Annotated in this window: 11 protein-coding genes; 9 read left to right on the forward strand and 2 right to left on the reverse strand. The window is 38.0% G+C overall.

What is annotated here, in order from left to right; translation table 11 throughout:
- The first annotated feature begins 37 nt into the window (after nt 1-37).
- The 3 genes from leuS to FNN09_RS03255 all read left to right on the forward strand — a co-directional run bounded on the left by leuS (nt 38) and on the right by FNN09_RS03255 (nt 5,125).
- Nucleotides 38-2,821 carry a leucine--tRNA ligase gene (gene leuS / locus FNN09_RS03245; RefSeq protein WP_143300049.1) on the forward strand — a complete coding sequence of 928 codons (2,784 nt, stop codon included), beginning with the start codon at nt 38-40 and terminating at the stop codon, nt 2,819-2,821.
- Nucleotides 2,822-2,911: 90 nt separating this feature from the next.
- Nucleotides 2,912-3,781: a YitT family protein gene (locus FNN09_RS03250; protein WP_143300050.1), complete on the forward strand. Its 870-nt coding sequence runs from the start codon at nt 2,912-2,914 to the stop codon at nt 3,779-3,781.
- A 66-nt stretch (nt 3,782-3,847) separates the two neighbouring features.
- Nucleotides 3,848-5,125 (forward strand): peptidoglycan DD-metalloendopeptidase family protein, encoded by a 1,278-nt coding sequence (locus FNN09_RS03255; protein WP_143300051.1) that lies wholly within the window; start codon nt 3,848-3,850, stop codon nt 5,123-5,125.
- Between the two features lie 357 nt (nt 5,126-5,482).
- On the opposite strand, the gene purN is transcribed toward FNN09_RS03255, so the two are convergent.
- Nucleotides 5,483-6,049, reverse strand: coding sequence for a phosphoribosylglycinamide formyltransferase (purN, locus tag FNN09_RS03260; protein ID WP_143300052.1), 567 nt, complete (start codon nt 6,047-6,049; stop codon nt 5,483-5,485).
- 174 nt (nt 6,050-6,223) lie between these two features.
- Here purN and FNN09_RS03265 point away from each other — a divergent pair, with 174 nt between their 5' ends.
- The 6 genes from FNN09_RS03265 to FNN09_RS03290 all read left to right on the forward strand — a co-directional run bounded on the left by FNN09_RS03265 (nt 6,224) and on the right by FNN09_RS03290 (nt 11,899).
- Nucleotides 6,224-6,460 (forward strand): acyl carrier protein, encoded by a 237-nt coding sequence (locus tag FNN09_RS03265; RefSeq protein ID WP_143300053.1) that lies wholly within the window; start codon nt 6,224-6,226, stop codon nt 6,458-6,460.
- Nucleotides 6,461-6,488: 28 nt separating this feature from the next.
- Complete coding sequence (gene fabF, locus FNN09_RS03270) at nt 6,489-7,736, forward strand: beta-ketoacyl-ACP synthase II (protein WP_143300054.1); 1,248 nt, start codon at nt 6,489-6,491, stop codon at nt 7,734-7,736.
- A 22-nt stretch (nt 7,737-7,758) separates the two neighbouring features.
- A complete protein-coding gene (gene rnc, locus FNN09_RS03275) occupies nt 7,759-8,475 on the forward strand; it encodes a ribonuclease III (protein ID WP_255433991.1) in 717 nt (238 codons plus the stop codon).
- Between the two features lie 93 nt (nt 8,476-8,568).
- Complete coding sequence (locus FNN09_RS03280) at nt 8,569-10,158, forward strand: sensor histidine kinase KdpD (protein ID WP_143300056.1); 1,590 nt, start codon at nt 8,569-8,571, stop codon at nt 10,156-10,158.
- Nucleotides 10,131-10,814 carry a response regulator transcription factor gene (locus FNN09_RS03285; protein ID WP_143300057.1) on the forward strand — a complete coding sequence of 228 codons (684 nt, stop codon included), beginning with the start codon at nt 10,131-10,133 and terminating at the stop codon, nt 10,812-10,814. Before FNN09_RS03280 ends, FNN09_RS03285 begins: the two co-directional genes overlap by 28 nt.
- A gap of 98 nt (nt 10,815-10,912) precedes the next feature.
- The gene (locus tag FNN09_RS03290) at nt 10,913-11,899 is read left to right on the forward strand and encodes a GSCFA domain-containing protein (protein WP_143300058.1); all 987 of its coding nucleotides are present in this window, start codon (nt 10,913-10,915) and stop codon (nt 11,897-11,899) included.
- Nucleotides 11,900-11,948: 49 nt separating this feature from the next.
- Here the strand turns inward: FNN09_RS03290 and gcvH are convergent, their stop codons facing one another.
- Nucleotides 11,949-12,326: a glycine cleavage system protein GcvH gene (gene gcvH, locus FNN09_RS03295; protein WP_143300059.1), complete on the reverse strand. Its 378-nt coding sequence runs from the start codon at nt 12,324-12,326 to the stop codon at nt 11,949-11,951.
- Nucleotides 12,327-12,419: the final 93 nt, after the last annotated feature.

Here is a 12,419-nt window from a genome sequence, read left to right on the forward strand (position 1 = left end):
GAATTATGTGCAAGTCGCATTAAGTCAACTAAATATCATGGAATATAATTTTAAGGAGTTAGAGCAAAAGTGGCAAAAGAGCTGGAGCGATAACAAAGTTTACAAAGTAGAGGTCGATAATAGCCGTCCGAAGTACTATGTTTTAGATATGTTTCCTTATCCATCGGGAGCAGGTTTGCACGTAGGTCACCCACTCGGATATATTGCTTCTGATATCTATAGTCGATACAAGCGTTTAAATGGTTTTAACGTTTTGCATCCAATGGGTTACGATGCCTATGGCTTACCGGCTGAACAGTATGCTATTCAAACAGGTCAACACCCGGCTATCACTACTGAAAACAACCTTACAAGATACCGTGAGCAACTCGATAAAATTGGATTTAGTTACGATTGGGATCGTGAGGTAAAAACATGTGATCCTGATTATTACCATTGGACACAGTGGGCATTTATTCAAATGTTTAATCATTACTACTGCAATCAGGCAAAAAAAGCTCGTCCGGTAACTGAGCTGGTTGAGGCATTCAACGCAACAGGCACCAATGGATTGGATTTGGCCTGTGGCGAAGTGCTTGAGTTTACTGATGAAGAGTGGAAGGCCAAGGGCGAAAAAGAACAGCAAGAGATATTATTGAACTATCGCTTAGCTTACCTGGCCGATACCATGGTAAATTGGTGTCCTGCATTAGGCACTGTTTTAGCCAATGATGAGGTGAAGGAAGGATTATCCGTGCGAGGTGGTCATCCCGTGGAGCAAAAAGTGATGCGTCAGTGGTCTTTACGTGTGTCGGCTTACGCCGAGCGTTTATTATCTGGATTGGATAATGTAGATTGGAGCGATTCGTTAAAAGAGATACAACGTAACTGGATTGGGCGTTCTGAAGGTGCTGAAATGACATTTAAGGCCAAGGAGTCTGATGTTGAAATGGAAATTTTCACGACTCGTGCCGATACTGTTTATGGCGTGACTTTTATGGTACTGGCACCTGAAAGTGAGTTGGTAGATCAACTAACAACGCCTGAGCAACGTGCTGCCGTTGATGCCTACATTGTAGAAACTAACAAGCGTACCGAGCGTGAGCGATTGACCGAGGTGAAAAGGGTAAGTGGAGTATTCTCTGGTTCCTATGCAATTAATCCCTTAACCAACGAGGAAATTCCTATATGGATTAGTGATTACGTTTTAGCTGGATACGGAACAGGGGCTATCATGGCCGTGCCTGCGCACGATACGCGTGATTTTGCCTTTGCAAAACATTTTAATTTGCCTATCCGCCAGGTAGTGATACCAACTGGTGCTGAGGCTACAGATCCAGCAACTTGGGAAGACTCCATTGATTCGAAAGAAGGTACAATGGTGAATTCAGGTATTTTGGATGGATTGGATGTGAAAGCAGCCATTGCTAAAACAAAAGAATATATTGCGGAGAAAAACATAGGTGCTGTAAAGGTGAATTACCGTTTGCGCGATGCTATTTTTAGCCGTCAGCGTTATTGGGGTGAGCCATTCCCCGTGTATTATAAAGACGACATGCCATACATGTTGGATGAGTCTAAATTACCCTTGACTTTACCTGAGGTTGATAAATATTTACCAACGGAGCAGGGTGAGCCACCATTGGGTCGAGCCAAAGGATGGGAAACAGAAAATGGTTATCCATTAGAGTTGAATACCATGCCTGGATTTGCTGGTTCATCAGCTTACTATTTACGTTACATGGATCCTCAAAATAAAGAGGCCTTGGTAGGTAAAGAAGCCAATGAGTACTGGCAAGATGTTGATTTGTATATTGGAGGAACCGAGCATGCAACTGGTCACTTAATCTATTCTCGTTTCTGGAATAAGTTCTTGTTTGATATGGGCAAAGTCATTAAAGATGAGCCTTACAAGAAATTGATTAACCAAGGGATGATACAGGGACGTTCTAACTTTGTGTATCGCAAAAAAGGAACGAATACCTACGTTTCATATAATCTTCGTAAAGAGTACGATGTACAGGCCATTCATGTGGATGTTAACATTGTTCGTAACGATGAGTTGGACATGGAGGCTTTCAAAAAGTGGAGCCCTGATTATGCCAATGCTGAGTTTATTCTTGAAGATGGAAAATACGTTTGCGGTTGGGCGGTTGAAAAAATGTCCAAGTCGATGTATAACGTGGTAAATCCAGATACAATTATTGCTGATTACGGTGCTGATACCTTGCGTTTATACGAGATGTTCTTAGGGCCATTAGAACAATCAAAACCATGGGATACCAATGGAATTGATGGTGTTCATAAGTTTTTACGTAAAACATGGCGTTTGTTTTATAAAGATGATGCCTTTGTGGTATCTGACGAGAAAGCCACACCTGATGAGTTGAAAGTACTGCATCGCACCATTAAGAAGATTGGCGAAGATGTTGAGCGCTTCTCATTCAATACTTGTGTTAGTGCATTTATGATTTGTGTGAATGATCTAAATGATTTAAAGTGCAATAAGCGTGAGATTTTAGAGCCCTTATTAACACTTTTAGCGCCTTTTGCACCACACATGTCAGAGGAGTTATGGTATGCCTTGGGTAATACGAGTACCGTTTGCGATGCGAAATGGCCAGTTTTAAATGAAAGCTACCTAGTGGAGTCAACTGTGACTTATCCTGTTTCATTTAATGGTAAAATGCGCTTTAAGGTTGATTTGCCAGCTGATATGGATAATAAGGCCATTGAGGAGGCCATTATGCAACACGAATCATCGGCCAAGTGGTTGGATGGTAAAACGGTTCGTAAGGTCATTATTGTCCCTAAAAAGATTATAAACATTGTTGTTGGCTAATTGATCAGCAACAAATTAGATACTAAAGCCTGACTTTATCTGATATCGTCAGGCTTTTCTATAACAGATTACACACTAAATTATTGAATAATGCAAAGTAAGACAGCTCTATTTAAAGAGCTTAGGAGTTATGTCATGCTAACCATTGGTTTAGCAATTGGCACATTAGGGTGGACAGCATTTTTGATTCCCGCTAAAATTGTGGGCGGTGGTTTAACGGGTATTGCCACAATTATCTTTCTTATGACAGGGTGGAATGTTGGTATTACTTCCTTAATTATCAACATTGGGTTGATTTTATTGGCCATGCGTATTTTGGGTGCTTCCTTTGGGATTAAAACCATCTATTGTGTCTTGGTTTTCGCTGGATTGTTATCCGTGATGCTTCCCTTGTTTGAAGAGCCGGTGGTTTCTGAAGTGATGATGAACGCCATTATTGGAGGTATATTAGGCGGTTTAGGCGCCGGAATTGTTTTTGTGAATGGCGGTAGTACAGGAGGTGTTGATATCATTGCCATGATCATTAATAAGTATAAGAATATTAGCCTTGGGCGTCTACTACTTGGTATGGATGCCATTATTATATCGTCATCATTTTTCCTAGTTCAAACGTCTTCAATTGAAATGGTGGTTTATGGTTTTGTTACCATGGCTGTTTTGGCGTATACCGTTGATATGGTTATATCGGGTAACAAGCAAACAGTGCAGTTTTTTATTATCTCAAGCAAACCTGAGGAGTTACGTAAATCTGTTATTTTCGATGCAGAAAGAGGCTTGACCATTCTTCATGGTAAGGGCGGATATTCAGGAGAAGATCGTCAGGTTTTAATGGTTATTGCTCGAAAGAACGAAACACAAGAAATATTTAAGGTAGTGAAACAGATTGACCCGGAAGCCTTTATTACCGTAGGAACGGTTATGGGTGTTTATGGTCAGGGCTTCGATAAAATTAAAATATAATTTCATTTCTTATTTTAAGATTAGGAGGTGTATTGCTAACTTGCATGCTCTTCAAAACAGATTCTGATGAACAAAAAGAAAATAATTATTGCAATAGTTGTTGTATTACTATTAATTCCAGCTGTTTATATAGCCGTTCAGCGCTATAATCATCCGATATCACCCATTACCGATGAAACGCTTGATTCACTGGCTGTGATTGAAATTCCAGAGCCAGAACTTTTGTATGGTTTGCCGGTTGATTCGTTTTTAATTGAAGAGAATAATGTGAAAAGGAATCAATTTCTTGCCGATATTTTCTTAAAGGCTGGGGTTGATTATCCAACCATTAATACCATTGTAGAGAAGATAAACCCTGTTTTTGATGTGCGAAAGATCAAAAAAGGAAACCGCTATACATTGTTTCATAGCAATGATACCACCAAGCAATTGAATCACTTTGTGTATGCTATTGACAATACAGATTACGTGGTAGTGACCTTGTCTGATTCTGTTCATGTATATCGCGATGTAAAAGAAACACGCCATGAATTAAAAACTGCCACAGGTGTCATCACTTCATCCTTGTGGAATGCGATGAAGGATAGTAATATTAACCCTTTGCTCGCGAATGAGTTGTCAGAGATTTTCGCCTGGACAGTTGATTTTTTCGGTATTGAGAAGGGTGATAATTTCAAAGTGTACTACGATGAATTATATGTAGACAGTGTTAGTATTGGTGTTGGGCAAATTCATTCTGCTTTGTTTCATCATCGTGGACGCGATTATTATGCTTTTTACTATGCAGAAGATAGTGTGGCTCACTTTTTTGATGAGAACGGTCAAAGCTTACGGAAGGCGTTTTTAAAAGCACCGTTAAAGTTCTCGCGTGTCAGTAGTCGCTTTTCTCATAGTCGACTTCATCCGGTATTGAAGATAAGGCGCCCGCATCATGGAGTAGATTATGCCGCTGCAACCGGAACACCTGTTTATGCTTTGGGTGATGGACGTGTCATTGCACGTGCTTATCAAAAGCGAGGAGGAGGGAACTATATTAAGATCAAGCATAATAGTGTTTACACCACTGTTTACATGCATTTACATGGATTTGCAAAAGGTATTTCAAAGGGGACACATGTTAAACAAGGTCAGTTAATCGGTTATGTTGGATCTACTGGTTTATCAACTGGACCACATTTGGATTTTAGGGTGTTTAAAAATGGCAAGCCAGTTGACCCATTAAAAATAGATGCACCACCAGTTAACCCTGTTCACGAAGAGAATATGGAGGCTTTTAATAGCTTTATCAAACCATTGAAAGTACAATTGGATTCATTGCAATTGCCAAAAACAGATTTGAATTAATAGTTATTTTTGCGATAACATCAACGAAAAAGGAGCTGTGCAGCTCCTTTTTTTTGCTTTATACCATTTATTATATTCATAATGCGTAGGTAGATTATCGTAACATAACCAACATGGCTTTCGAAATGGTATGCTCTAAAGGTACATTTTGATTATTAACCCGAGTTCGATTAAAATTTAGAGCAGTAGATCGATTATTTAATGAAAAGATTAATGTATCCACTTATAAACATCGATTTTCTGCGTCATATTCGTTCGGCATAGCCCGCTATGCCTTCACAAATAGTCCTTGAAACTCAATATTTATAAGCGATCTGAGCATTAAATTTTATGTCGAACTCGGGTTATTAAACGGGATTATAATTCTAGAAGATCCTTAATTGCGATAGGGAAGTATTCGTATTCCAGTGCGTGCACTTTGGTTGCCACATCATCTGCCGTATCAGAATTGCTAACTAAGCATTTTTCTTGTCGAATGATGTTTCCCTCATCATAATGCTCATTAACGTAGTGTATAGTGATGCCCGATTCACTTTCTTGATTGTCAACTACTGCTTCATGAACATGTTGACCATACATGCCTTTTCCACCATATTTTGGTAAAAGTGCCGGATGGATGTTAATAATTTTATTAGGGAAAGCCTGAACATACTCAGCAGGAATAAGCCAAAGGAAGCCGGCCAAAACGATTAAATCAGGCTTAATTGCTTTTAATTCTTCTAAAACGCTTAAATTTTCTCTGAAGTCTTTTCGACTGAAAACTTGGCATCTTATGTTGAGTTTTGCGCAACGTTCTATAACAAAGGCTTTTGGGTTATTTGTGAAAACGGCCGTAATTTCGACCGATGAGTTTTTTTGGAAAAAATTAACAATGTTTTCTACATTTGATCCTGAACCGGATGCAAATAGAACTATCTTTTTCATTTACTTGTGTTTGCGAGATGTGAAAAAAGTAAAAATCTATGACAAAAGTAGGTAAAAACGACCATGAAATGTCATTTTCTTTACACGAAGTTTGAATAATTATAGACAAATGTATTTCTTTGCAAAGTTGTTTAAGAACATTTTATTAGTATTAATTTAAAAAAAACAAGAGCTATGTCAGACGTTGCATCAAGAGTAAAAGCAATTATCGTAGACAAATTAGGAGTTGACGAGACTGAAGTTACTCCAGAAGCAAGCTTCACTAATGACTTAGGAGCTGATTCACTTGACACTGTAGAATTAATTATGGAATTCGAAAAAGAATTCAACATTGCTATTCCAGATGATCAAGCAGAGAATATCGGTACAGTAGGTGCTGCTATCACTTACATCGAAGAAAACGCAAAGTAAGAAAGAGTAGGATACGTTAAAAGTAGTTATGGAGTTAAAAAGAGTAGTTGTTACGGGGCTAGGAGCCATTACCCCGCTAGGGAGGTCTGTTGATGAAACATGGACTAACCTGGTTAACGGAGTAAGCGGTGCTGCACCTATAGCTCAATTTGACGCCGCTAAGTTCAAAACGCGTTTTGCGTGCGAGGTTAAAAACTACGATGCCAAAGAGTATTTTGATCGTAAAGAAGTACGTAAATTAGATATTTACGCACAATACGGGATAATTGCCGCTGATCAGGCTATTGCTGATGCAAATCTTGGTTCAGAAGACATTGACGCCAACGAGGTTGGTGTTATATGGGGAACAGGCATCGGAGGTATCAAAACGTTTTTAGATGAAGCAACTGATTTTGCAAAAGGGGACGGAACACCACGTTTGAGTCCTTTTTTCATTCCGAAAATGATTGCTGATATTTGCCCAGGCCATATTTCTATGAAACATGGTTTTAGAGGTCCAAATTTCGGTACTGTTTCGGCTTGTGCTTCGTCAACCAACGCAATTGGTGAGGCGTATAACCTTATTCGTCTTGGTAAAGCAAACGCATTTGTAACTGGTGGTTCAGAGGCTGCTATTAATGAAGCCGGTGTTGGTGGATTTAATGCTATGCAGGCTTTGTCAACTCGTAATGACGATCCAACAACTGCATCCCGTCCTTTTGATAAGGGGCGTGATGGTTTTGTGATGGGAGAAGGCGGTGTTTCATTAATTCTTGAAGAATATGAGCACGCTAAAGCACGTGGTGCTAAAATCTACTGTGAAATAGTAGGTGCTGGCATGACGGCCGACGCACATCACTTAACTGCTCCACATCCAGAGGGATTAGGAGCAAAACGAGTTATGGCAAACGCTTTAAAGGATAATAATATTGATCCGACTGAAGTTGATTATATCAATGTACACGGTACATCAACTCCATTGGGTGATATTGCAGAAACAAAAGCCATTAAAGAGGTTTTTGGTGATCATGCCTTTAAGCTGAACATTAGTTCAACCAAATCCATGACTGGACACCTGCTTGGAGCAGCCGGGGCTATAGAGTCTATGGCATGTATCCTAGCCATTAAGAATGGTATTGTACCTCCAACAATTAATCACTTTGAAGATGATCCTGAAATTGACAATGAGCTCAATTTCACCTTTGATAAGGCACAGGAACGTCCAGTAAAAGTGGCTTTATCCAATACATTTGGATTTGGTGGTCACAATGCATCTGTGGTATTTAAAGCATTGTAAAAAAGCTGTGATTAAGCCGCTTTTGCACATTATAAAACTTTTCTCTCTTCGGAGGGAAAAGTTTTATAGTTTTATACGTCAGGCAACGGGCATTCGTCCTGTTGATATAAGTATCTACAAACAAGCCTTTATTCATAAGTCATCCATGATTAAAGGTGAGGATGGTCGATTCGTGAATAACGAACGACTGGAATTTCTTGGAGATGCCATGTTAGGAGCCATAGTGGCTGATGTTCTCTATCAGCGTTTCCCTGGTAAAAATGAAGGCTTTCTTACAAAAATGCGCTCCCGCATTGTTAATCGTACCTTGTTAAACACAATTGCCCTTAAAATGGACTTGGGTAAGTGGATTAGTGTACAATCTAAAATCGACATTACACAAACCAGTATTTTAGGTGATGCTCTAGAGGCTTTAATTGGTGCCATATACCTTGATCAAGGGTATAAGGTGTGTGAGCAGTTTATTGTTGAGCAAATTATCAATCAATATGTCGATATCAAACAGGTTGCTAAAAAAGATAGCAACTACAAATCATTGTTGATTGAGTGGGGACAGAAACATAAGCAAAGTGTTTATTTTATTACCGAAGAAAAGCATGTCGCAGATGGGGAAGCAGCCAGTTTTATTGCCAAAGCTTCGGTTGACGAAATGGAGATAGGTCAAGGTGAAGGCATGTCTAAAAAAGAAGCTCAGCAAAATGCTGCCCGTAAAGCATTAGAAGTTCTCGCAGATCGATAGGTAAGCAGTTTATTAGCATAGTCTTAGTAAAAAGAGTAGTTAATTAATGTTAATTGGCACAATTAATCCTTTTAGGCTGCTAATTTTGCTCGTATGAGTAAAAAATTCATTCTTGGACTTACTATAATTATGGCTATTTCACTTGTAGGAATAACCTACATTCAAGCCATGTGGATATTAAATGCTTCTAAGATTGAAGAAGAGCAGTTTGATCAGTCCGTTCGTTTAGCACTTGATGAAGTAATAACTCGCCTCGAAAGAGATGAGATATCGATGTACGACAGTAAAAAACGACTGAATACAACCAATAACAAGGTGCCTGCCAATCTTCGTCACGATTCCAAGTACTTCGGTAATAAAGACAATGAGTCTGTGGTTGCAAGCAGTCAGGAGATGAAGTTTGAGTTTAATATCAATGTTGATGCCGGTTACTATACCGCATCTGCATATATGCAAGACTCATTATTCGCGGCTTTTCAGGGGGCTGCATCCATACGCGGCTTTGAACGCACCGACCCATTTACCGGTGCCATGCAATCTATTCAGAATGATATTCGACAGAAGGCAGATCAAAAGAGAGAAGCCTTAATTAAATCTCTTCTGGAAGATGTACCCATAGAACGTCGTATTGAGAATATGCGTGTGGAGCAATATATATTCGAATTTCTTGAAGAAAAAGGAATTTACTATCCACATGAATTTGCTATTATCAATTCAAAGGGCGAAACAGTATTTCAAACGGCAAGCTACAATGAAGAGGAAGCGTCTCATTTGTATCATAAACGTTTATTTCCAAATGATTTTCACCAGCAGGCTAACTATTTAAACCTGCATTTTACCGAAAAGCCAAACCCAATTTTAGAGTCGATGGGACTTGTGGTGCCATCCGCAGCTTTTACCTTAATCGTTATTTTACTTTCAATTGTTACCATCATCATTATTGTACGTCAGAAGCGATTGGATCAGATAAAAAATGATTTTATTAATAACATGACCCATGAGTTTAAAACACCGATCTCAACCATCTCATTAGCATCACAAATGTTAAAGGATGGCTCGGTAGCGAAAACACCCAAAACATTACAGCACATATCGGGCGTTATTCAGGATGAAAGTAAACGTTTGAGTTTTCAAGTTGAAAAAGTGCTGCAAATGGCTATCTTTGAAAAAGGCAAGGCTGGCCTTAAGCTAAAGAAGTTAGATGTGAATGATTTAATTCATCATGTAACAAACAACTTTCGAATTAAGGTTGAAAATCAACAAGGCAAGATTATTGAGCGACTGGAAGCAAAAAATAGCATAATTACCGTTGATGAAGTGCATTTTACAAATGTTATTTATAACTTGCTTGACAATGCCGTTAAATACAGGAAAGGGGCTCCTGTTCTTTACGTCAAAACATGGAATAAGAACAATGGTATAGTAATATCTGTTAAAGATAACGGAATGGGTATATCAAAGGATAACCTAAAACGTATTTTTGAAAAATTTTATCGCGTACCAACAGGTAATGTTCATAACGTAAAAGGCTTTGGCTTAGGGCTTGCCTACGTTAAAAAGATCATTGATGATCATGGTGGACAAATTTCTGTTGAGAGCGAAATGGAAGTTGGTACAAAATTTGATATTTTCCTACCTCTAAAAAACACAAAAGAATGGAAAAAGAATATAAAATCCTCTTAACCGAAGATGACGAGAACCTTGGAATGTTGCTTCGCGAATATTTAGAAGCAAAAGGACTTAAGACCGATCTAATGCCTGATGGTGAAGAAGGCTACAAAGCCTTTATGGCAAATAAGTATGACATCTGTATATTGGATGTGATGATGCCTAAAAAGGATGGTTTTTCCTTGGCCAAGGATATTAGAATGGTTAATACTGAAGTGCCAATTGTATTTTTAACGGCAAAATCCTTAAAAGAGGATATTTTCCAAGGTTTTAAAATTGGGGCAGACGATTATTTGACTAAACCATTTAGTATGGAAGAGCTATTGTTTCGTATTGAAGCAATATTGCGCCGTACCAAAGGAGGAAATGCTGCACAGGAATTTTATCAATTAGGTAAGTATAAATTTGATACCCAAAAGCAGCAGCTTATTGAAGGTGACAATACCATTAAATTGACCACTAAGGAATCGGAATTATTAAAATTACTTTGTACCAATGCTAACAAAGTATTGGAACGTAATTTTGCCTTAAAAACGATTTGGGTGGATGATAATTATTTTAATGCACGAAGCATGGATGTATACATTACTAAATTGCGCAAGCACTTAAAGGATGAGCCAAGTGTAGAAATAATTAACGTACACGGTAAAGGATATAAATTGGTAATGTAAGTTATCGAAAATGTTATAAACAAAACCGTTTAGCAACTGTTAAACGGTTTTTTTTGTGTCTATACTTTTCTTAATTTCGAAAATGTAAACAGAATGTCATGAATGATTTTAGAACAGAAATAGATGTGGATTTTACGCGTAATCCAATAAGTTATGATTCGAATCTATTATTTGTAGGAAGTTGTTTTGCAACGAATATAGGACGCTATTTTAGTGCTAACTATATAAATGCATGTGTTAATCCGTTTGGAGTCTTATATAATCCTATTTCTATTGCTAATTCCCTCAGGCGTTTGTTAGATAATAATGTTTTTACGCTCGATGATGTACTACGTAAAGATGGTCAATACCATACTTTTTTTCATCATAGCAGTTTTAATCGTGATAACCAACAAGACTTTTTAAGCACTGTCAACAAAGCCTTTCAGGAAAGTCAAAATCATCTGACAAAAACCGATTTCCTAATTATTACTTTCGGTACAGCATACGTATTTGAACATGAGAAGAGGAGTATGGTTGTTTCAAATTGCCATAAGTATCCGAGTAAAGATTTTAAACGATACCCTTTGAGTGTTGATCAAATTGTAAAAGTTTACAAGGAGTTGATTATTGATTTGAGAACTCAGTATCCAAACCAGAAAGTTATTTTTACTGTAAGCCCGGTTAGACACTGGAAAGATGGGGCGCATGGTAATCAGTTAAGCAAAGCTACGCTATTGTTGGCTATTGAAGAGTTAGGGCGCTTATTCACTCATGTTTCTTACTTTCCAGCTTATGAGCTTTTGCTCGATGACTTACGCGATTATCGTTTTTTTAGTGATGATATGTTGCATCCATCCGATAAAGCGATAGAATATATCAGGGCTAAGTTTATAGCATCGCAGTATGATGATTTTGGGCAAAGTGCATTACAAAAACTTCGCAAGTTACTGAAGGCAGCCGAACATCGGCCTTTTAGTATTCGGAGTTCAGCTCATCAGGCATTTGTAGCTAAGCATATTGAAAAAGTAGATGTATTGCAGAAACAGTTGGCAGGCATCAATTTAACTGGTTTGCGAAAGAAATTTGAAGAGCAACTAATATAAAAAAAAGCGACCCTAAGGCCGCTTTTAATATGTTTGTTGGTTAAGATGATTAACCAATAACTTCTTTGTATTGCTCAGCTGTAAGTAAGTTATCTAACTCAGCAGTATCAGCAATTTGTACCTTAATCATCCAACCGCCTGCAAATGGCTCTTTGTTCACCAAGTCAGGTTGATCTTCTAATTCAGGGTTTACTTCTATAACTTTTCCAGAAATTGGCATGTATAGGTCAGAAACTGTTTTAACAGCCTCAATTGTACCAAATACCTCTTCAAAGTCAAGTTCTTCGTCTTCTGTTTCAATTTCAACAAAAACGATATCGCCCAACTCTCCTTGAGCAAATTCTGTAATACCAATGGTTGCTACATCACCATCAATTAGAACCCATTCGTGGTCCTTTGTATACTTTAGATTTTCAGGTACATTCATGATTGAACGATTTTTTTTATTTATGATGATTCAAATGTAAAGAATTTATTAAAATAATTCTATGACATTTTTATTGCTACTATAAAAAGAGGA

Source organism: Carboxylicivirga sp. M1479, assembly GCF_007097485.1.
Taxonomy (GTDB): Bacteria; Bacteroidota; Bacteroidia; order Bacteroidales; family Marinilabiliaceae; genus Carboxylicivirga.